General features: G+C 68.9%; 17 protein-coding genes and 1 tRNA gene. 16 read left to right on the top strand and 2 right to left on the bottom strand.

The features are described from left to right. Positions 1-130 precede the first annotated feature (130 nt). Entirely contained in the window at positions 131-1,345 is a 1,215-nt protein-coding gene (locus PHA29_RS01795; protein WP_270847747.1) for an MFS transporter, read from the top strand. Here PHA29_RS01795 and PHA29_RS01800 read toward each other — a convergent pair. Continuing rightward, entirely contained in the window at positions 1,342-1,977 is a 636-nt protein-coding gene (locus tag PHA29_RS01800; RefSeq protein ID WP_270847749.1) for a hypothetical protein, read from the bottom strand. The genes PHA29_RS01795 and PHA29_RS01800 overlap by 4 nt on opposite strands. A gap of 207 nt (positions 1,978-2,184) precedes the next feature. Here PHA29_RS01800 and PHA29_RS01805 point away from each other — a divergent pair, with 207 nt between their 5' ends. From PHA29_RS01805 to arcC, 9 genes are all read left to right on the top strand, one after another. Beyond that, positions 2,185-2,469 carry a PTS sugar transporter subunit IIB gene (locus PHA29_RS01805; RefSeq protein ID WP_270403914.1) on the top strand — a complete coding sequence of 95 codons (285 nt, stop codon included), beginning with the start codon at positions 2,185-2,187 and terminating at the stop codon, positions 2,467-2,469. A gap of 63 nt (positions 2,470-2,532) precedes the next feature. Next, positions 2,533-2,910, top strand: a complete 378-nt coding sequence (locus PHA29_RS01810) for a VOC family protein (RefSeq protein WP_270847751.1) — start codon at positions 2,533-2,535, stop codon at positions 2,908-2,910. Positions 2,911-2,992: 82 nt separating this feature from the next. Further along, positions 2,993-3,079 (top strand) — tRNA-Leu (locus tag PHA29_RS01815). A 704-nt stretch (positions 3,080-3,783) separates the two neighbouring features. Continuing rightward, positions 3,784-4,467, top strand: coding sequence for a biosynthetic peptidoglycan transglycosylase (locus PHA29_RS01820; protein WP_270403917.1), 684 nt, complete (start codon positions 3,784-3,786; stop codon positions 4,465-4,467). Between the two features lie 290 nt (positions 4,468-4,757). Beyond that, the gene (locus tag PHA29_RS01825) at positions 4,758-5,768 is read left to right on the top strand and encodes a CorA family divalent cation transporter (RefSeq protein WP_270847753.1); all 1,011 of its coding nucleotides are present in this window, start codon (positions 4,758-4,760) and stop codon (positions 5,766-5,768) included. A gap of 90 nt (positions 5,769-5,858) precedes the next feature. After that, entirely contained in the window at positions 5,859-8,135 is a 2,277-nt protein-coding gene (locus PHA29_RS01830; protein ID WP_270847754.1) for a MurT ligase domain-containing protein, read from the top strand. Positions 8,136-8,370: 235 nt separating this feature from the next. After that, positions 8,371-8,658 (top strand): hypothetical protein, encoded by a 288-nt coding sequence (locus PHA29_RS01835; protein WP_270847756.1) that lies wholly within the window; start codon positions 8,371-8,373, stop codon positions 8,656-8,658. A 14-nt stretch (positions 8,659-8,672) separates the two neighbouring features. Further along, positions 8,673-9,068 carry a hypothetical protein gene (locus PHA29_RS01840; RefSeq protein ID WP_270847757.1) on the top strand — a complete coding sequence of 132 codons (396 nt, stop codon included), beginning with the start codon at positions 8,673-8,675 and terminating at the stop codon, positions 9,066-9,068. Positions 9,069-9,646: 578 nt separating this feature from the next. Then, the gene (arcC, locus tag PHA29_RS01845; protein ID WP_270847758.1) at positions 9,647-10,609 is read left to right on the top strand and encodes a carbamate kinase; all 963 of its coding nucleotides are present in this window, start codon (positions 9,647-9,649) and stop codon (positions 10,607-10,609) included. A 572-nt stretch (positions 10,610-11,181) separates the two neighbouring features. Here arcC and PHA29_RS01850 read toward each other — a convergent pair. Then, complete coding sequence (locus PHA29_RS01850) at positions 11,182-11,841, bottom strand: C39 family peptidase (RefSeq protein ID WP_270847759.1); 660 nt, start codon at positions 11,839-11,841, stop codon at positions 11,182-11,184. A 1,064-nt stretch (positions 11,842-12,905) separates the two neighbouring features. Between PHA29_RS01850 and PHA29_RS01855 the strand changes: the two genes are divergently transcribed. The 6 genes from PHA29_RS01855 (at position 12,906) to PHA29_RS01880 (ending at position 21,631) form a co-directional block, all read left to right on the top strand. Then, entirely contained in the window at positions 12,906-14,357 is a 1,452-nt protein-coding gene (locus PHA29_RS01855; RefSeq protein ID WP_270847760.1) for an APC family permease, read from the top strand. A gap of 222 nt (positions 14,358-14,579) precedes the next feature. Further along, a complete protein-coding gene (locus tag PHA29_RS01860; protein WP_270847763.1) occupies positions 14,580-15,854 on the top strand; it encodes a metal-dependent hydrolase family protein in 1,275 nt (424 codons plus the stop codon). A gap of 304 nt (positions 15,855-16,158) precedes the next feature. Further along, on the top strand, positions 16,159-17,478 hold the full coding sequence (locus tag PHA29_RS01865) for a sensor histidine kinase (protein ID WP_270847764.1): 1,320 nt from the start codon (positions 16,159-16,161) through the stop codon (positions 17,476-17,478). A gap of 181 nt (positions 17,479-17,659) precedes the next feature. Beyond that, entirely contained in the window at positions 17,660-18,400 is a 741-nt protein-coding gene (locus PHA29_RS01870) for a LytR/AlgR family response regulator transcription factor (RefSeq protein ID WP_270847765.1), read from the top strand. A gap of 207 nt (positions 18,401-18,607) precedes the next feature. Continuing rightward, positions 18,608-20,515 carry a zinc ribbon domain-containing protein gene (locus PHA29_RS01875; RefSeq protein WP_270847766.1) on the top strand — a complete coding sequence of 636 codons (1,908 nt, stop codon included), beginning with the start codon at positions 18,608-18,610 and terminating at the stop codon, positions 20,513-20,515. Between the two features lie 171 nt (positions 20,516-20,686). Beyond that, positions 20,687-21,631 (top strand): zinc dependent phospholipase C family protein, encoded by a 945-nt coding sequence (locus PHA29_RS01880; RefSeq protein ID WP_270847767.1) that lies wholly within the window; start codon positions 20,687-20,689, stop codon positions 21,629-21,631. The last annotated feature ends 121 nt before the right edge of the window (positions 21,632-21,752 follow it).

The following is a 21,752-nucleotide window of genomic DNA, read 5'->3' on the forward strand; positions in this document are numbered from 1 at the left end:
GCCCCGGCAGCGGGGCCCTTCGCGTTTCCTTGTTCGAACAACTCGACAGTGGGTCGCCCCTTGCTGTATAGTTGCCCGGATTCTATGGGAGCGAACGGGGCCGTATCGCGCGCCCCGCATCGGGGGAGCTATGGGATTCACGTATAGGACGACGCTCGTCTCCTGCTTCGTCGCGTATATCGTCCAAGCGGTCGTCAACAACTTCGTGCCGCTGCTGTTTGTCACCTTCCAGAGCGAGTTCGGGATACCCCTCTCCCAGATCACCCTGCTCATCACGGTCAACTTCGCGGTCCAGCTGACGGTCGACCTGCTGTCGGCGCGGTTCGTCGACGTGATCGGCTACCGCGCGTCCATCGTCGCCGCGCATATCCTGACCGCCGTCGGGCTGGTGCTGCTCACCGTCCTGCCCCAGTCGGTCGACCCGTTCGCGGGCATCCTCGCCGCGGTGGTGGTCTACGCGATCGGCGGCGGGATCATCGAGGTGCTCGTGAGTCCCATCGTCGAGGCGTGCCCGACCGACGACAAGGCGAGCGCCATGAGCCTGCTCCATTCCTTCTACTGCTGGGGCAGTGTGGGCGTGGTGCTGCTGTCCACGGTGTTCTTCGCGTACGTGGGCGTCTCCAGCTGGCGTCTGCTCGCCTGCGCGTGGGCGGTCCTGCCGCTCGCCAACGCCCTGGTGCTGCTGCGCACCCCCATCGCCAAGCCCTTGGACGAGGGGGATGCGGGGATGTCCGTGGGCGAGCTGCTCGGCAGCCGGGTGTTCTGGGTGCTCGTCGTCATGATGCTGTGCGCCGGCGCGAGCGAGCAGTCCGTGAGCCAGTGGGCCTCCGCGTTCGCCGAACGCGGGCTGCAGGTGGGCAAGACCATGGGCGACCTCGCCGGCCCGATGATGTTCGCCCTGCTCATGGGTACCGCACGTCTTCTGTACGCGAAGATCGGCAGCCGCTGGGACCTCGGCCGCACGATGCTCGCGAGCACCCTTCTGTGCGCGGCCTCCTACCTGCTGACGAGCCTGTCGCCCTTGCCGGCGCTCAGCTTGGTCGGATGCGGGCTGTGCGGGTTCTCGGTCGGCGTTCTGTGGCCGGGTACGTTCAGCCGGGCCTCGGCGGCCCTGCGGCGCGGGGGGACGGCGATGTTCGCGCTGCTCGCGTTGGCGGGGGACCTGGGATGCTCCGCCGGACCCACCCTCGTGGGCATGGTGTCCGATGCCGCGGGCGGCAACCTCGGGGCGGGGATCCTCGCCGGCGCGGTGTTCCCCGTCGTGCTCGCCGTCTGCCTGATCGCGCAGCGCGCGGGTGCGGGCGCGGGCCGACGCCGTCCCGCCGGCCCTGCGGCCCGCGGCTAGCTCCGGTCCTCGGACGCCTCGCGCATGGCCTTCGTCGAGCGCGCGAGGTACTCGTTGCGCTTCGCCATGTCGCCCTTGTTCTGATACTGGAGCGCGAGCAGGTACTCGATGCGCCCGCGCGCCGGGCCGTGCAGGCGGTCGAGGGCCTGCTCCATCCGGTCGATGTAGTTGTACTGCTTGAGGATCGCGATGTCGTACATCATGCGGCAGTCCTGCTGGGAGTCGCCGTACTTCGCGCTGTCGAGCCTCTCGATCTCGTCCAGCATCCGCTTGGCCTTCTTGCCCCGGCTCAGGCTGATGTAGATGTTGAACGCCTTGATGACGAGGTCGGCGCGCTGCTCGTCGCTCACCTTGCGTGCGAGCAGGTCGTCGAGCAGCTTCTCCGCCTCTTTCCAATCGCCCTTGATCATGTGGGCGTTGAGCTTGAAGTAGCTGCGGTTGTAGTCCGGGTAGACCAGCCGCGCGATCCGCGAATCGATAAGGCGGAAGAACTCGTCGTACTTTCCGTCCTCCAGGAGCTGCCCCAGCTTGGCGAACATGGTGCGCTTCTGGATGGAGATGAAGACCGTGATGACGGCGAGCACGGCGAACATCGCGATGGTGACGATGGTCAGGATTCTGATCGGGTCCATGGATCCTCCCGGAGACGGTGCGGTGCGGCGTTGCGGGTGCGCGGCGAGCGACGGCGGTGTTCGAGCGAAACGACATTATCGCGCAAATGGTATCGATGTGCAGAGCACAAGGGCCTGTCGCCCGCGCTGTGCGGCACGTATGATGGGGGAAGACGGCGCCGTGCCCGAAGCGGGGCGGTGCGGGGACCTGGAGGCTGGGAGGCCCGTATGAAGAAGATCGTGGTCGCCTGCGGGACGGGCGTCGCCACCTCGGCGATGGTGGCGCTGCGCGTGGGCGAGCTGCTCGACGCGCATGGATACGCGGGCTCCTACGAGCTGGTCCGCTGCGCGATCGACGACACGCCGCGGGAGTGCGCGGATGCCGACCTGCTGATCGCCACGACGATCGCGCCGGTCGGCGTCACGTGCGAGTACGTGAGCGGCGTGCCGTTCCTGACCGGTCGCGGCCGCGCCGACGCGGAGCGGTTTATCCTGGAGACCATGGCGCGGTAGGCGGCGCACAGTACAATACAGGCGCGGAGCCGTTCCGCACCATCGCGATCGAGAGGAGCCGTCATGGCGGAAACCAGCGAGAACCCTGTCGAGCTGTTTGGAATGTACATCGCCCATGTAGGTGTCAACGCTGAGACCCCGGAGGAGGCGGCGCGGATCGCCGAGGAGTTCTCGCTCCTCATGGGGCTGTCTGCCCGTGATACGCCGGTCTCCGTCTTCTCGGATACCCTCGTCGAGACCATGAAGGGATGCGGCCGCGGTACCTGCGGTCATATCGGCTTCCATGTCGACGACATGGTCGCAGCCGAGCGCTGGTTCGCCGCGCGCGGTTTCGAGATCAACGAGGAGTCCCGCGCCCTCAACCCGGACGGCTCGACGCGCCTGGTGTACTTCAAGCGCGAGATCGGTGGGTTCGCCATCCATCTGACATCCGATAAGTAGCGAGTGCCGTTCTCCGCGGGAAGAAAAATTCGTTCAAAAACTTCTTGCACTTGCGATTCGTTTTGCTAAGATTGAACAGCACGCGGGCGTGGCGGAATTGGCAGACGCGTATGGTTCAGGTCCATATGGGGGCAACCCCGTGAAGGTTCAAGTCCTTTCGCCCGCACCATAGAATGTTGAAGGCCCCGGTGACGGGGCCTTTTCATTTCGCGGGCCCCTCGCGGGGACTTGAACCGGTGAGGTCGCGAGGCTGCGGGAACGCGCGAGCGTTCCCCAGCGAGCGTGCGAGGGCGCAGGTTCGTTCGTTTTCCCCGTGCTGGTAGAGAATCGCCGTTTGGGGGAGGGTCGCACCCGCGATTCGACGGAAACGGGGCGTCGGCGCATGCTCGACGGATCGCCGGCCTTTCCCCATCGGCTCTTCGACCCGGAAAACGCATCATCGAAAACAGCCAAAACGAAAGATACGGTCATAACGACTGCCTCACCAGGCGATGCCCGCGCCAGGTCCGCGCCTCTCCCTTCCCCCAAACGGTGATTTTCTGCCAGCTCGGGAAACGCGAACGACGCGACGCCGCCGGGTGGGGGTGAGGACGACGCCGTACGGCAGGGTGGGGCATGCCCGGAGGGTGCGGCGCCGCTGAGCGGGTGACGCGGACGGTGCGAGGACGCCATGCGGAGGGTCGAGCAGCTCGGCCCTACCGGGTGGGGCGCGAGAATGACGCGACGCCGCCGGACCGAGGGGGTCTTCCCGCCCCGGATGACGCGACGCCGTCCGTATGGCGCAACCTTGCAAAACCGTTAGCGAAACATAAGGCACCGTGCGCGCATCCTCGCGCATCCCTTTGGGATAATGACGGGCGAGGAGGGCGGACGATGAAAACACTCGCGCGCATCATCAGACGGGTGCTCGTCATCGCGCTGGTCGCGGTCATCGCGATGTGCGCGCTGACCGTCTGGCGCGGCTACGGGATGTACCGCGAAGCCCTCGCCGACCGGCCGATCTCCCAGACCGTGGAGGAGCTGCGGGCGACCGATACGTACACCGAGCTGGACGAGCTGCCGCAGACGTACCTCGATGCGGTGGTCGCCGTGGAGGACCATAGGTTCTACGAGCACGGCGGCATCGACCCCATCGCCATCTGCCGCGCTGCGTTCAACGACCTGCGCACGCTGAGCCTGCGCGAAGGGGGGAGCACCATCACGCAGCAGGTGGCCAAGAACCTGTTCTTCACGCAGGACAAGCATTTCGAGCGCAAGGTGGCCGAGGTCTTCATGGCGTTCGACCTCGAAGCGCGCTACAGCAAACGCGAGATCCTCGAGCTGTATGTGAACTCGTCGTATTTCGGCTCCGGCTACACCGGCATCGGGCAGGCGGCTCCCGGGTATCTCGGGTGCGACCCATCCGACATGAGCGATTACGAGTGCGCCCTGATGGCGGGGTTCCCGAACGCCCCGGAGCTGTTCGCAGCGGACCCGCAGGCCGCCGACTCCCGGGCGCGGGTCGTCGTGCAGCAGATGGAGAAATACGGATTCGACCCCGGGGACGCCGCTTCCTGATGGGGTGCCGCCGGGTGTCGCGGCCCATCCGCGGCGCCCCCGATCCGCCGCCCCGTCTGCCGCGGCGGCGTCCGCCCAGGACGCGGGCGGCTTCGGGTCAGCGGGGAGGATGGCCGGCGAGTAGCCGGGACCGCCCCGGCCGCAGGGGGTCGGCGGAAACCGAGGACGGCGACGCGCCCTGCTGCCGCTCGCCCCGGTCGCAGGGGCGCTTTGGGGTCCCTGCTCCCGTGCGCCCCGGTCGCAGCAGGGCGCTTTCGGGTACAACCTCCGATAAGGTGCAGGAGGGATCTATGAAGACGTTTCAGCTCAAGGATGGCCGGATCGTCCGCGCCGCGGCGGCGGATCCGGGCCGGGGTTGCGCGGCGGACGCGGGACCGTTTCCGATCCAGGTGATGGACGAGTCCGAGTTCATACCACCCGCGGGGGACCGGGTCGTGCGCGAGGTGCTGCGCCAGCTGCCCCATGCGTCGGTGCCCTTCGCCGAGCGCGCGCCGGAGGGCGTCGTGGGCCTGCTCGCCCTACCCGCTCCCGAGCGGGGCGGTCTCGCGCAGGCGCGCGTCCTGTTCGTGCTCGGGCGCGACAGCCTCAGCCTGGTCGGCAAACCCGAGGCGTGCATGCGCGCGCTCGGGGACCTCGCGGAGGAGTCCGTCCCCGTTCCGCATGCGGCGAGCGTCCTGTGCGAGCTCATGCACCGGACGGTGCGGGACCACCCGGCGATGCTCTCAGAGGTGCGACGCGATTTCGAGCTGCTCGAGGAACGGCTGCTCGAGGGGCGCGGCCGCATCGACCGCGCGCTCCTCATGTCCGACTCTCGGCGTCTCCTGGGGCTCGACGCGCTCTACCAGGGAATGTCCGACATGGCGTCCGAGCTGGCGGACGAGGGCGACGACCTGGTCGGGGAGGCCGACCGCCAGCGCTTCCGCGCGCTCGGCAGGCAGCTCGACCGCCTCTCGGCCCGTCTCGAGTCCCTGCAGGATCACAGCCTGCAGCTCCACAGCCTCTATCAGGAGGGGATAGACATCCGGCAGAACAGCGTCATGCAGTGGCTCACGGTCATCGCGACCATCTTCATGCCGCTCACCTTCATCACGAGCTGGTACGGGATGAACTTCCCCAACATGGGGATGACGCGCGTGCCGTGGGGCTATGTGCTGGTGATCGCCGTCTGCGCGCTCGTGGCCGCGCTCGAGGTGCTGTTCTTCCACCGCCGCGGCTGGCTGCACTTCGGGGGCGGGAAGAGGGTCCGGTCCGGCACCCGTCGCGGTCGCCGGGGCCGGTCCGAGCGCTCGGACTTATGGTGAGCCCCCGCTGAAAGGGTGGAGGTGTCTTGGGGTGTCGGGGCCTGCCGTATAATCCAGGGGCACTGTTTGCCTGCAGAAGGGAAAGCTGTAGTGAACGACGGTACCCGGGGGCATGGGGGCCCTCGCTTCCACCTCGCCCTGGCGGCGTCCAAGGCCGCTGCCGCCGGCCTCAAGCTGATGCGCCGCAACGCGGGGCAGATGCCCGGCGTGATCGCCGAGCGCATCGACCCGGTCTTCCTCGCGCATATCGAGAAGCCCCGGCGGATCGTCTTCGTCTCGGGGACCAACGGCAAGACGACCACCAACAACCTGCTGAACGACCTGCTGACGGACAACGGCGTGCGCCACGTGGACAACCGCGCGGGCGGCAACGTGATCGCCGGCGTGGAGAGCACGCTCATCAAGAACGCCTCCCTCGCCGGGCACCAGCGCGTCGATACGGCCGTCATGGAGCTCGACGAGCTGTCGTTCCGCCGCGTGCTGCCCCATGTCACGCCGGATATCCTGCTGGTCACCAACCTGTACCGCGATTCCTTCTCGCGCAACGCGAACCCCGACTTCATCTTCTCGGTCATGAGCGAGCACATCTCGCCCGACACGAAGCTGATCCTGAACGCGGACGACCTCATCAGCTGCCGGCTCGCCCCGCAGAACCGCAACCGCGTCTACTTCTCCATCGGGAGGCTCGCCGAGGACACCCCGGAGCCCCAGGGCATCGCCTGCGACCTCACGGCGTGCCCGGAGTGCGGCGGCAGGCTCGAGTACGACTACTGCCACCTGCGGCACCTCGGGCGCGCGCACTGCACCTCGTGCGGCTTCGCCAACCCCGACCCCGCGTACGAGGTGGTCTCGGTCGACCGCGCGGCGCACACCTTCACGGTGCGCGAGAACGCGGCGCCGGGTGCGCCGACGTACACCTACCGGTTCGGGGTGTACTCCATCACGAACCTCTACAACCTGTTCGCCGCGACCGTCGTGGCGCGCGAGATGGGGCTCGCGCCCGAGGCCATCGCCGCCTCGCTCGAGCGCGGGATCAACGTCACCGCGGCCCGGTACGCGGAGCAGGAGGTCGGCGGGAAGCGCCTCGTCGCCCTGGCGTCGAAGGGCGAGAACAGCACCGCGACCTCGGTGGCGCTCGACACCATCCGGCGGGAGCCGGGCGATAAGATCGTGATCCTCATGCTCGCGGACGCGCACAAGGCGGAGAGCCCCACCACCACCGAGTACATCGGCTGGTACTACCAGTCCGATTTCGAGTACCTGACCGACCCTGCGATCAAGCAGGTCGTCGTCCAGGGCGTGACGAGCGAGGACCTGCTGGTCCGCCTCCGCCTGGCGGGGGTCGACCCGGCGCGCCTCGTCATGGTCAAGACCCCTCAGGAGGCGGCCGACGCCGTGGACCTGTCGCTCGCCGACTCCGTGTTCTGGGCGTACGACATCTTCAACGGCGCGGATGTCGAGAAGAGCCGCAGCCGCCTCATCGCGCGCATCGAGGCGGGCCGGGGCGCCGCGCACGCCTCGGGCGAGGACGCCGTGTGTCTTTCGGACCGGGAGCCCGCAGGGTCCGGGAGCGGGGACGCTGTTGACGGGAAGCCCCCTCGCGCCTCCGCGTGCGCCCCCGCGCCCCGCAAGCCGGTGATCGAGGTCCTGTTCCCCGAGTACGGCAACCAGGCGGGCGATAACGGGAACGTCATGTACCTGCGCGCCTGCCTGCCGGATGCGACCTTCGTCGAGACCTCCCACGGCGCGGTGCCCTACTTCGCCACCGAGCGCCCCGACCTCATCGTCATGTGCGGCATGACCGAGAAGCAGCAGGAGACGGTCATCGAGCGCCTGCGCCCGTACCGCGACCGCCTGGCGCAGCTCGTGGACGAGGGCGTCTTCATGCTGTTCACCGGCAACGCGCCCGAGGTGCTCGGCCGCGAGATCGTCGACGCGCGGGGCCGTTCGGTCGCCGGACTCGGGATCATCGATGCCGTGGCGCATCGCGACATGGCCTCCCGCTACCTCTGCGTACAGGTGGGCGAGTTCGATGCCGCAGACGGCTCCGAGCCCATCGACGTCGTGGGCTTCAAGATCCAGTTCACGCAGATCGAGGGCGACAACAGGCGCTCGTACTTCCTGAAGGACGAGGTCGGCTGGGGCCTTGACGAGCACAGCTCCTTCGAGGGCTTCCGCGTGAACAACCTGATCGCCACCTGGATCATCGGCCCGATCCTGCCCCTCAATCCCGATTTCACCTCCTGGCTGCTGAAAAACGTCACGGGGGAGGGTTCGGTGCATCTGGCATACGAGCCCGAGGTGCGCGCCGCCTACGCGAAGCGCCTGTCCGAGCTGCGTGCGCCGGGTATGCACCTGGCCTACTAGAGCGCACGAGCCGCCGGCGCCCCGTCGGGAACGCCGGGGCGCCGCGCGACACAACCGAAGAGCACCCGATCGCGAGCGCCGCGGTCCGCCGTCGTATGCGGGCCGCGGCGCTCGCGTGCGCCGGGGATGTTGCCATCGGGTTTCCGGAGCTTGACATAAAGTTCGCTCCAAGTGGGTTAATCAATGGGTGTGGGAGATGCGCTGCCGGGAAAGCAGCAGGAACGGAGTCCATACCATGGAGCTCACGATGAACGAGGGCCATCCCGTCGAGGTGGAGGTCGGCGGGCGGCGCTACGCGCGGCATGCGATCCATACGCGGTTCGTGGAGATCGGGGAGAGCTATCTCGACCTGATCCGCGAGTACGTCCTGCCCGTGTGGCAGCCCGGCGACCTTTTGAGTTCCAGCGAGAAGGTCGTGGCGCTGTGCCAGGGCCGCGTGGTCTACGAGGAGGATGTGAAGCCCGGGCTGCTCGCGCGGTTCCTCGCGCCGTTCGCCAGCGGACCCCGGATGCGTTCGGGGTGAAGCACCCGGCGAAGATGCAGTTCGCCATCAACGAGTGCGGGGCCGCGCGCGTCCTGTGGGCGGCGATCTGCGCGGGCGTGGCGAAGCTCTTCGGGCGCACGGGCGTGTTCTACGAGATGACGGGTCGCGAGGTCGCGGGGCTCGACGGCTTCTACGGGGCGGAGTTCGACACCTACGCGCACATGGGCGTGCGCATCCCCGCCGACCCCGACGGCGTGTGCGACGAGGTGGAGCGCGAGCTCGGCGTGCGGATGATGGTCGTCGACGCCAACAACATCAACGTCGAGATCCTGGGGAAGTCGTCGTCCCTGCCGTGGTCGGAGGACGAGCTCAAGGCGATGATCGCGGACAACCCCGCCGGGCAGGGTACCGAGCTCACGCCGTTCATCCTCATCCGTCCCCTCGACTGATCGGGGCGGCGAGGCGCGGGCGGCGTGCCGCGGCGCGCATCGAGATAGGTTGCCGAGGGACGCATCCGGTCGGTCCGGGTGCGCCCCTCGTTCCGTATCGGTGCGGTCCCGTGCACGCGTTCGGGGGAGGGCGCTGCGGGCTTCCCTTGGGGCTCGGGCCGGTCTGACGGCACCGGATGCTCCGGGAGGGGTGGCCGGCGGTGCCGCCGTCGACCTCGCAGCCGAGGTGCCGTCGCGTCTTCGGGGAAGGGCACTGCGGGCTTTGGGCAGCGCGCGCTTTAGCAAACCGGCGCATCGGTGTATGAAATAGAATGCATATGCATAAAAATCTTGAAGCTCGAGAAGCGGTATACGATGTGAAGCGGGGTTTATTGTGGTTGATATATGGTTTAGATAAGTGTATTTACCTGTGGGAATGACTAATCTTGGCAAAGATTCACGCTGGGGGCCAAAAACCTACCGTTTACCCGAACTACTTCAGCCAAATGAATAAAAGTTAGCTTTCTGAGTATACTCAATCAGGTAATGGAAATGACGCGGCCCCCGGTCGCGCTCCTTACCAAAGAAAGGGGAACACCATGTCCAAGCCCTTCGGCAAGCCCGACCGCATCGTCGTCGCCCTCGGCGGCAACGCCCTGGGCGACACGCCCGCCGAGCAGATCGAGCGCGTCAACCACGCCGCCCACGCGCTGCTCGGCCTCATCGAGCAGGGCAACGAGATCATCATCACCCACGGCAACGGCCCGCAGGTCGGCATGATCCAGAACGCCTTCGCCGCCGCCCACGACGCCATCGGCACCCCCTCCATGGACCTGCCCGAGTGCGGCGCCATGAGCCAGGGCTACATCGGGTACCACCTGCAGCAGGGCATCGGCCGCGAGATGCACCGCCGCTACAAGCGCTGGCACGCCGCCACCGTGGTGACCCAGATCGAGTGCGACCCGGACGACCCGGCGTTCAGGAACCCGACCAAGCCCATCGGCCCGTTCTACACCGAGGAGCAGGCCAGGGAGATCATGGCCGAGAACCCCGACATGACCTTCGTGGAGGACTCCGGCCGCGGCTGGAGGCGCGTCGTGGCCTCCCCCGACCCCAAGAAGATCGTCGAGGCCGACTCCATCCTCAACCTGCTCGACAACGAGTTCATCGTCATCGCCTGCGGCGGCGGCGGCATCCCGGTGGTGCGCGACTACGCCGACAAGGGCTGCTACAGGGGCGTGGCCGCCGTCATCGACAAGGACATGGGCGGCGAGCTGCTCGCCGAGGACTGCGACGCCGACGTCCTGTTCCTGCTGACCGCCGTGGACCACGTGGCGATCAACTTCGGCAAGCCCGACCAGCGCGACCTCGAGGAGATCTCCGCCGACGAGGCCGAGCGCTACGCCGACGAGGGCCAGTTCGGCAAGGGCTCCATGGAGCCCAAGGTCCGCGCCGCCATCAAGTTCGCCCGCTCCCGCAAGGGCCGCGTGTGCATCATCGGCGCCCTCGAGAAGGCCGCCGAGACCATGGCCGGCCTGTCCGGCACGCGCATCTACGCCTAGGGCCCCTTTCCGCGCCGCCCCCGCACCCTTCCGGCCGGGGCGGCGCCCCCGGCGCGGTCCCTGCCCGGGCCCGCGCCGCCAAACCCGCTTTCCTCTCCTTTCCCCGGCGGCCGCCTCGCGCGGCCGTCGGGGTTTGCCGTATCCGGGGCTCCCGGCCGGGGGTGCGGCCCCGGGCCGACGCGTCCCGCCCATTGCCGCCGCCGCATCGGGGCGAAGCATGTCGCATCTGACACCGGCCCCCTCTACAGGGAGGGCCGGTGTCAGATGCGACATGGTTTTGTGTGTCTCGCGCCGTGCTTACGCTTCCCTGGGTGCCGCGGTTCGTCCGGTCAAAGGGCCCGGGGCTCACCGGCTGATGCGAGCTGTTCGCTCAAAGGGCCCGGGGCTCCCCGGCTGCTGCGAGCCGTCCGGTCAAGGGGTGTGGAGGTTCCCCGGCCGCCGGGGTTCGTCCGGCCAGGGCACCCGGAGGGCTTCCGCTGGGGTCGGCCGTGAGGGCGACCGTCCGTCATGTTCCCAAGGGGGATGGGCGGGGCGCTTGCCCCGAATAGAACCAGGCGGCCCGGGCGAGGCGCCTACCCCGAGTAGACCCAGGCGACCTCGGTCTGGTTGAGGACCCGGACGAGCGGCCACTTGCGGGCGCTGTTCTCGGGGCTGTTGGGGTCGTAGACGTCGACCATCGCGCGGTCGTCGATGCTTTTCAGGATGATGTAGTGGCCGAGGTTGGTGAAATCCCCGGGCCCGACCACGCAGACGACGGGGTTGCCATCCTGCAGGGCTCCCTCGACGATGCTGCGGGTGGGGTCGACCATCTCGGCGTAGAACCCGAACGCCGCTGCGCCTTCGGTCATGTAGGACCATTCGGTGGCGCCGGTCGGCGCGTAGTTGTTGGCATCCGCCCAGGCGGCCATGCTGCCGGGATCCATGAGGTCGCTGCCGGTGAAGTAGACGTAGAGCATGGTCATCGCCGTGGGCCCGCAGGCGTTCGCCGCGACGGTCCCGCCGCCGTAGGGTTCGGTGGACCAGGCGGCATCGGTCTGGTACAGGTGGGGCATCTCTCCCTCGGCCCATTCGGAGACGGGGGTCGAGACGGGGAAGGCCGTGGGGGAGAGCAGGGGGATGTCGAGCAGCGGCGCCTCGTCCTCCGGGGCGATCCCGGCGGTCGATTTCAGCGGGATCGCCGTCGCGAAGACGAGGACGAGGCAGAGCAGGATGGAAAAGGCGGCGATCCGCACCGGCGACAGCGGGGCCTCGACGCGGGCGCGGCCCCGCGCGTACCCGTGCCCGCGGCCGTACGGGCGTCGGCGCGTGCCTCCATGCAGGGGGCGCCCGATGACCGAACCGCCCGCACGGCGCCCGCCCGCGCGCTCCTGCGGCCTGCGGAGTCCGTCGACGCTGCGACGCGAGCGCAGGGAGCTGTCCGTCGGGGCGGCGGACCCCGATCGGAAGGTGCTGTGGAGCTGCTGGGAGCCGGGCCGGCGACCGCGGGTGCGCGACGCGCTCGGCGGCCTGTCCGGCATGGGGCGGCCGGCGACGGTATCTGCTATGGCGCCGATCACCGTGGAGATGAGACCGGGCTGCCGACCGGGTTGCCGCCGGTTCGAAGGACGGTGCGGCGCCGGCTGTCGGCGGGTGCGGGAGGGTGCGGGAGAGCCCGTATCGCGGCGGCGCCCGGCGTCCGTGCGCCCCTCCTCGTGCTGAGGTCGGGGCGAGGAGGACCGAGCCGGGGCGAGGCGGACGCTGCGTCCGCCCGGTCCGGCGGGGGATGCCGGCTGGGACGAGGGCCGCGCCCGGTCGGGGGCGGGACGCGCGTCTCCGCTCGCGCGGCGGGAACGCTGCGGATCTCCGTATCCCATGGGCACCTCCCTCGGATGAGCCGTGCGCATCGCCCCGGATGCGCGATGACCTCTATAGTAGCGCGTCGTGCCTGCATCCTGCCGCGCGCATCGCGGTCCCGTCGACGGGCGGTCCGGGGTCCGCGCCCGCATCGCCGCGCCCGGGGTCCCCGACCCCCGTCTGCGGCGTCCATCCGGGGCGGATTGGGCGGGCGCCGCGCGGAGCCGACCATGCCCCCACAAGGTGTGCCCGTCCGCCATCCGCCATCCGCCGCCCGTCCGCTCGTCGGCAAATCGCCGCCGTTCGTTTTCGCGCGCGCCCTCAGGTCGAATCGACGGTCACATGCCATCGTGTCGCCCGTATGGTAAGTCACGTGACGTCTCGCAGCTCCGCGCGCAGGTTCGCGAGACACCGGGCGCACGCGTGGCGTGCGCGGAATCGACCAATGAAAGGAGGGGTGAACATGGCGGAAACGAAAGCAACGGGGAGCCCGGGCGAGGGCGGCATGAAGAAGACGCTCTCCCTGTGGAACTTCTTCACCATCGGCTTCGGCGCCATTATCGGTACCGGCTGGGTGCTGCAGGTGGGCGACTGGATGGTCGTGGGCGGAGGCCCCGTCCCCGCGATGATCGCGTTCCTTCTGGGAGCCATCTTCCTCGTGCCCATCGGCGCCGTGTTCGGCGAGCTCACCGCGGCCATCCCCATCTCCGGGGGTATCGTGGAGTACGTCGACCGCAGCTTCGGGCGCATCCCGTCCTACGTCACCGGTTGGCTGCTCGCCCTGGGCAACGGGATCTTGTGCCCATGGGAGGCCATCGCCATCTCGACGCTCGTGTCGGACATGTTCGGGAGCCTGCCGGGGCTCGAATGGCTGCGCGCCGTCAAGCTTTACACCATCATGGGCGCCGACGTCTACCTCATCCCGACCGTCATCGCGCTCGGCTTCGCGGCCTACGTGATCTACCTGAATTTCCGCGGTGCCCAGTCCGCGGCCAAGCTGCAGGCGTTCCTCACCAAGGCCCTGCTGTGCGGCATGCTGCTCGCCATGGGTATCTCCATCGTCACCGGCTCTCCGGACAACGCCATGCCAGTGTTCTCCCAGGTAGCCGATGCGGGCGGAAGCGAGCCCGCCACCTCCGCGGGCAACCTGTTCGCGGGCGTCGTCTCGGTGCTGGTGCTCACCCCGTTCTTCTACGCGGGCTTCGACACCATCCCCCAGCAGGCCGAGGAGGCGGCGGAGGGTCTGAACTGGAACAAGTTCGGCAAGATCATCTCGCTTGCGCTCCTCGCTGCCGGCGGCTTCTACATCGTGTGCATCTACTCGTTCGGAACCATCCTGCCGTGGCACGAGTTCGTGGAGTCCCCGGTCCCGGCACTGGCGTGCCTCAAAGATATCAACATGATCCTCTACGTGGTCATGCTCTGCATCGCGACGCTCGGCCCCATGGGTCCCATGAACTCTTTCTATGGCGCCACGAGCCGCATCATGCTCGCCATGGGCCGCAAGGGACAGCTCCCGGACAAGTTCGCGGAGGTGGATCCCGAGTCCGGTGCCCCGCGCCTCGCCTGCGCGGTGCTCGCGATCATCACCGTCATCGGGCCGTTTTTGGGCAAGAACATGCTCATCCCGCTGACCAACGTGAGCGCCCTCGCGTTCATCTTCTCCTGCACTATGGTGGCCTTCGCGTGCCTGCGCATGCGTTTCACCGAGCCCGAGCTCCCGCGTCCCTACAAGGTGCCCGGCGGAAAGCTCGGCATCGTGCTCGCCTGCTTGGCAGGGTGCGTGATCATCGGTCTGCTGGTGCTGCCGTTCAGCCCCGCATCGCTCAACGCGGTCGAGTGGGCCATCGTGATCGGCTGGCTGGTCGTCGGGGCGGTCCTGATGCTCGTCACCAGGGCGCGGCGCGCCTCGTAGGCGGACGTCCCCTCAGGGCCGGAGGCGTCCCCGTGGGCGCTCCCGGCCGTCTCCGGGGCGGGGTGCGGCATCGGGCCCCGTGAGGCGGATGCGTCGCGCGGGCGCCGCGGTCGGCTGCTCCGGATCGGTTTCGGTTTCCTTAGGTACGATGCGAGACGCCCCGCCGGGGAGTCCGCAGCATGCGGGGGCGGAGGGAATCCGCCCCCGGGAAAAGGAGGAACAATGGGCAAGAACTACGCGATCGTGGGCGGCAAGCTCGTAGACGGACTGGGCGGGACCCCGGTCGAGAACTCGCTCGTGCTCGTCGAGGACGGCAAGATCGCCTACGCCGGCGCCCACGAGGACGCCCCGGAGGGCTTCGAGGTCATCGACGCCGCCGACAAGACCGTCATGCCCGGTCTGATCGACACCCACCTGCACTTCTCGGGCAACCTCACCGACGATGACACCGACTGGGTCATGCAGCCGCTGCTGGAGAAACAGGCCGTCGCCGTCAAGCAGGCGTACGACTGCCTCACCCACGGCCTCACCACCGTGTGTGAGATCGGCCGCTTCGGCATCCACGTCCGCGACTGCGTCAACAACGGCGTGTTCCCCGGTCCCCGCATCTACGCGACCGGCCTGGGCTTCTGCCGCACCGCCGGCCACGGCGACTCGCACCACTGCAGCCAGCTCGAGAACAAGGAATCCCATCCCTGGGGCGACCAGGTCGACGGGCCTTGGGACCTGCGCCGCGCCGTGCGTCGTCGCCTGCGCGAGAATCCAGACGCCATCAAGATCTGGGCGACCGGCGGCGGCATCTGGCGCTGGGACTCCGGGCGCGACCAGCATTATTGCGCCGAGGAGATCAAGGCCGTGGTCGATGAGGCGAAGATGGTCGGCATCCCGGTGTGGAGCCACTGCTACAACTCGCACTCCGCTGCCTACGATTCGGTCCGCTTCGGCTGCGAGCAGCTGATCCACGGCTTCGATATCGACGAGCGCACCATGGACCTCATGGCCGAGCAGGGCACCTTCTTCACGCCCACCATCGGCTTCCTTCCCACCTGGTACTCCACTTACCCGCCGGTCTACGTGCCCGAGATCCACGACAAGTACGAGGGCACCCTCGTCGAGCAGGAGCTGCAGCGCAACTACGACTGCCTGCGCGAGGCCAAGAAGCGCGGCGTGATCTTCACGATCGGCTCCGACTCCTTCTCGTTCGTGACCCCCTACGGCTACGTCACCATCGACGAGATGTACGACTTCGTCGACAAGGTGGGCATCTCCCCGCTCGAGACCATCACCTGCGCTACCATCAACGGCGCCAAGATGGCCCACTGCGAGGACGAGACCGGCTCGCTTGAGGTCGGGAAGTGCGCCGACCTGCTGATCGTCGACGGCGACCCGGCAAAGGACATCCACGACCTCACCCCCGAGAACATGGACGTCATCATGAAGGACGGCACCGTCGTGGTGTCCGGCACCTTCGGCGACCGCAACAGGTTCTCTGCGTAGCGAAACGCCGGGGGCGCAGGCCCCTCTCCCTCCAGGGCGGGCTCGGCAGCAGGTGGCCGGGCCCGCCTTCGGCTCTCGACGGCCCACTCGGGGGCGGTTCCGCGAAAGCCCGGTGCGTCCGTCGAACCTGAAGGAGAGGGGGTCGCATCCACGTCGTCCATCCACACCTACCCGGTAACGAGATAGGATAGAGGGCGCGGTCCCGAGACGCGAGACGGAGGTGCACGTGATCAGGATCCCCCATCCCATAGAGTGGTCGCGCCGGCGCAATGCGACGAGGATCTTGCGTTCGAGCAGGACGGCGATGACCGTCCTTCTGGCCCTCTGCGTGCCCATGCTGCTCGCGCTGCTCGTGTGGGACCTCGTGGCGAACCCCAATCCGGTGCCCGCGGTGATCACCATCGCCGGCCTGGTCCTTCTGTGCTTCTTCTTCTCGTACGTCTTCGTGGTGCCTGACGACCTCACCTCGAGCGCCACGGACCGGACCCTCTCCATCGCATCCAAGATCTTCACCCACACGCGTCACGGCATGACGCCCGATGCGATGCTCAGCACCTGCCAGATCATCCTGCCCGAGACGCTCGCGTCCACGATCCTCGTCACCGACGGCAGACAGGTCATCGCCTGCTGGGGCGAGGGGTCGGACCGATGTCCGGTCGGCACGCCCGTCAGCCTGGAGACCACCAAGCGCGTCATCGAGAGCGGCGTCATGAGCGTCTTCTCGCGCGACGGCGAGGTCGCCGACGACATGCACTACTTCCCGCGCCTGCATGCGGGCATCGTGGCGCCCATTGCCGTGCGCGACAGCTGCACAGGCACCCTCGAGCTGTACTATCCCCGCTACGGCAACATCGACATGCGGCAGACCGCACTCGCCACCGGGTTCGCCGACCTCATTTCCTCGCAGCTCGCGAGCTTCGAGCTGGAGCGCTTGGACGAGCTCACCGCCCGCGTCGAGCTGCGCGCCCTGCAGTCGCAGGTCGACCCGCATTTCCTGTTCAACACCATCGGCACCATCGTGTCGCTCGTGCGAACCGAGCCCGAGAAAGCCCGGTCCCTGCTCATCGACTTCTCGAACTACTACCGTCAGACGCTGTCGGACTCCGAGTCGCTGACCACGTTGGAGCATGAGGTGGAACAGGGCGTGCGCTACATCAACCTCATGCAGGCGCGCTACGGCGCCGACCGCCTGCGCGTGCGCCTGAACGTCGACGAGTCGGTGCTCGGGCGGCGCGTCCCGCCCTTCATCCTGCAGCCGCTGCTCGAGAACTGCATCAAGCACGCCATGCGCGAGGTCGAGCCGCTCTCCATCGTGGTATCCTCGCACGCTCTCGCCGACGGGGTCGCGGTGACCGTGGAGGACGACGGCATCGGCATGGGGGACGAGGTGCTGGCGCATCTGTTCGAACCGCGCGAGTTCCCCGCGGCCGGGCCCGAGACCCTGACCGCCGACGGCTCGGTCAAACGCGGGTGCGGCCTCGCCCTGTCGAACGTGCTCATGCGCATCCACGTGTTCTTCGGCGAGGGGTCCGGCATCCGCGTGGAATCGGTCGTGGGGGTAGGGACACGGGTCACCGTCGAGCTGCGCGGCACGCCGCATGAGCCCGTGGCGGTCGCATGCTGACCGCATCGCCGTGCGACGCGGGCGCGGGCCCCGGCAACCCGCGCTTCCGTCCCGGGCCCGGATGCCCGCCGCGGATCCGGGTGCCCGCCGAGAGTCCTCGTACCGCTGCGAACCCGGGTGCCCGCCGCAGGCAACCGCGCCGCCGCCCGAACGTATCGCCGAACAAAGAGGGGAGACAGAGATGGGAAGCAACCTGTGGAGCGCGCTGATCGTTGATGACGAGCCGCCCATCCGCGCGGAGCTGCGCTACCTGCTGGAGCGCGACGGGCGCATCGGCGCGGTCAGTGAGGCGGGCAACGGTGCCGAGGCGGTGGAGAGGCTGCTCTCGGACCGTCCCGACGTGCTGTTCCTCGACATCCAGATGCCCGGCACGAGCGGGATCCGGCTCGCCGAGACCCTCAAGAACCTGCGGCATCCGCCCGCGGTGGTGTTCGTCACGGCCTTCTCCGAGTACGCGGCGGAGGCGTTCGAGCTCGATGCGGTGGACTACGTGCTCAAGCCCGTCGAGGAGAGCCGTCTTGTGCGAGCGCTCGACAAGGTGTCCGCGCTCATGGGGGTGCGGAGAGGCGAGGCGGCGCCCGTAGGGAAGGTGCGGCGCCTCGCCGTGGAGCGCAATGGGCAGCACGCCTTCATCCCCGTGTCCGACGTGTGCTATATCGAGGCGAGGGCCGATTACGCGAGCGCCTTCTGCGCCGGCGGGGCCTATCTCGTCAGCGAGTCGATCTCGTCGCTCGAGCGGCGCCTGGCAGGGGACGGATTCATGCGCGTGCACCGAAGCTACCTGGTAAACATGGACGAGATCCACGATGTGGTGGTGGAGCGCGGAGGGTCGATGGGCCTGCGCTTCTCCTGCGTTGAGGCGACGGTGCCGGTCTCCCGGCGTCGGGCCGCCGAGGTGAAGGGGCGCTTGGGCCTCGCCTGATCCGGCCCTGCACCGACGAATTTCCGTCTTCTGCAGGCCGACGGACGCTCTCGTGGATCGCGGGCCGTCGCGCCCGTGCCCCCGCTCCCGCACTCCCGCCCCCGCACCCGTCGCTTCCGCAGTCTCCGCCCGTCGCCGACCGATATGACCGACCCCCTTCCCCTTCTGGTATAACCGGGGGCAGGTATGAGGGGCGAGGAGGCTGCGATGTACTGTTCGATGTGCGGGTACGAGAACCGGGAGGGTGCGCGATTCTGCTCGCGGTGCGGGGCGCCGCTGAAGGCTCCCGTCGGGGACGGGTCCCGAGTCGACGGGGGAGGCCCGCAGGTCGATGACCGGGTGGATCCGGAATCCGCTGGGTCCGCGGGCATCGGCGATGCGTCCGCGGCCGGCGCGGGGACCGTCGGCACGGCGTCTGCCGGCCCGGCCTCCGGCGAGGGGACGGGCCCCGGAGGTCCCGGGGGCGCGGGCGACGCCGGCACTGCGGGTGTGGGCGAGCCGCATCCTGGTTGGACCGCCGGCGACGCCGGCCCCGCGCGGGTCGCTCCGACCCATCGGCCGCCCCGCCGCCGCGGACCCGTCATCGCGCTCGTCGCCGTCGCGGTCGCCGTGCTCGTCGCGGCGGGGGTGGGCCTGTGGACCTGCAGCCGCGGCAGGGGAGGGTCGGACGTCGTCGCGTATTCCTCCAAGGAGGCCGTCGCGCTCACGCCGACGGCGACCGTCGTGCTGCGCGGGGACGATGGCGACCCGCTCGAGGACTACGACCTGAGGGTCGTTGACGAGGAGGGCGCGGCGACCGTCTGGCACGTCGACGAGGCCTCGTTCACCCTCGATGCGCTCGACCTCTCCGAGGGCCGCTACACCTTCATCGTCGTCGACCCGGACGGGGACCGGGCGCACAGCGCGCTGATCGAGGTGACCGAGGACGAGGGCGCCCGCGACCAGGCCGAGTTCGAGCCGTCCGCGGACGGCGGGGATGCCGTCGAGGAGGACGGGGCGACCGCCCGGCAGAGCGCCTACAGCCTCTTCCTCGCCTACGTGCGCGGGCTGCAGGCGCAGTACGGCGAGGCGGAAATGGTCGACTGGACGGACGGGATGAGCGCGCTCACGGGCACCGCCGCGGTCCAGCTGGTCGACTTCGAGGATGACGGCGTGGAGGAGCTCGTGGTCGCCTACTGCGACGGGGACCTGTCCGACGCGAGCTCCGACCCCGCGTACCAGATCGAGGTGTGGCGCTACGAGGGCGGCTCGATCGAATGCGTCTACGAGGGCGAGCCGTACTCGGGCAACGGATCGATCTTCCTGTACCGGGGCTCGGGCGCGACGCCCGTCATGTACGACATACAGGCGACCAGGGTGACCGACGAGGGGTTCTACACCCAGGGAGCCTCCTATATCGGCTGCCCCGCCTCCGGCGACGAGCTCGAGGTCGAGCGGTTCACAATCGAATCGGATGGGACCGAAGGAGAGGGCACCTGGGTGCGGTTCTGCGTCGACGGCGAGGATGTGGGGGACGCGGCCTACCACGAGGAGATCGACCGATGGGTCGGCCAGGCGACCGGCCGGACCGAGATGGACGCGTCCAGGCTCGTGGGCTTCACCTCGGATGCCCAGGCGTACCGCATCGGTCAGGGAAACGGCCCGGATGAGGTGCTCGATGCCACCGAGTACTGGATCTCGGTGCTCGAGGGGTCCGTGCAGGCGGATGAGCCCGCCTCCGACGGATCGGCGACGGACGCCGGGGATCCCGCCGTCGACTCCGCCGTCGACCCCGCGCGCGACGGGCGCACCTCGGAAACGGCCTTCCGCGTGGGGGATTCCATCGAGGTGGTGGGTACGCTCACGGGCGTGACGGTGACCGATCCCACCTCGGCATGGGACGGGGACATCCTCGCGGTGATCTTCCAGAGCCCCTATGTCGCCGCGGACCCGGATTCCGCGCGGGCCTTCGACCAGCTGCTCAACATCGCGCTCGTGGACGAGGGCGGGGACGAGCCGCTGCGCCCCGATGACTACCCGGGGATGCAGGGGGCGTCCGTCCGCGTGACCGGTACCCTCGATGTTGACGGAAGCGGGTACTACGAACTGCGCGTCTCGTCCCTCGAGGCGATCTGAGCGGGGACGCCCGCCGCGGTCCGTCGGGGCGCCCGCCCCGCCCGGCGTTCCGGGATGCCGGCGCGGCCGATTCCCCCATGGGGGTATGCGACGGGGCCGGCGGGGAATAATACCCCCGATACCTGCACCGTCGGCGGGGCATCCCGCCGGCACCGTCCCGAAAGGACCCCTATGCCCGCGTTGATCACGCATCGCCTGTTCGGGGAGCGGAGCGCCGGGCTCCTGCCCGACGGCCTCGTCGTCACCGAGGAGGAGCGCATCGCCTTCCTGATCGCCAACCAGGGGCCGGACCCCTTCTTCTTCCGCGTGCGCACGCCCGCCTTCCGCGCCTGCATGGCGCTTGGCGGCCGCATGCACTCCGCACGGATGTCCCGCGCGTTCGTCGCCCTGCGCGAGGGCGTGGGGCGCCTCCCCAAGCGGGACGCGGCGGTCGGCCGCGCGTTCGTCCTCGGCCTGCTGTCCCATTACGTGCTCGACCGCAACGCCCACCCGTTCGTCTACGACCAGCAGTGGGGCATCCAGCGTATGGACGAGGACCTCGCCCGTGCCGGGGGCAAGGTCCACGCCGTCATCGAGAGCGACCTCGATGTGCTCATGCTGCAGCGCGGGCGCTCGGGCGCCACGTGCGCCGAGCTCCCGCCGGCGGACCTGCTCGTCACCACCGACCGCGTCGACCGCGTCGCCGGGGCGCTCATGAGCTTCGTGGCGCGCAGCGTCTACGGGCTCGAGGTCGGGGCGGCCGAGTACGGCGGGGCGGTGGCGGACATGCGCCTCGTCTACCGCCTCATCGAGCCCGCGGGTTCCCCTGCCTCCCGGGTGATCGGCGCCCTCGAGGGCCTGGTGTCCGACTACTCCCTGCTCGCGGCGCTCGCGCACCCCGTGACCGACGAGGCCCCCGCGGCGACGGCGAACCTCGCCCATCGGACGTGGGAGAACCCCTTCACCAAGGAGCGCTCGCAGGAGAGCTTCCCCGAGGTGTTCGACCGCGCGCTCGACGACTACGCGCGGACGGCGGCGCTGTTCGTGGAGGTCGGCGCCATGGAGGCGGTCACCGGGCACGTCAACTACTCCGGGCGCGTCCTGGGCGACGACGAGGAGTGCGACGGCGAGGACTGACCGTCCCGACCACCCCGCGCTCCGCCCTCCCGCGGCGGCGCCCCGCATGCGGCCTCCCCGCGCTTTACGGAATCCTGACCGTCAGGGGGTCTTCGCTGCCGTACCATAGTCGGGATGAACC

It is taken from the genome of Candidatus Collinsella stercoripullorum, assembly GCF_027669965.1.
GTDB classification, from domain to species: domain Bacteria; phylum Actinomycetota; class Coriobacteriia; order Coriobacteriales; family Coriobacteriaceae; genus Collinsella; species Collinsella stercoripullorum.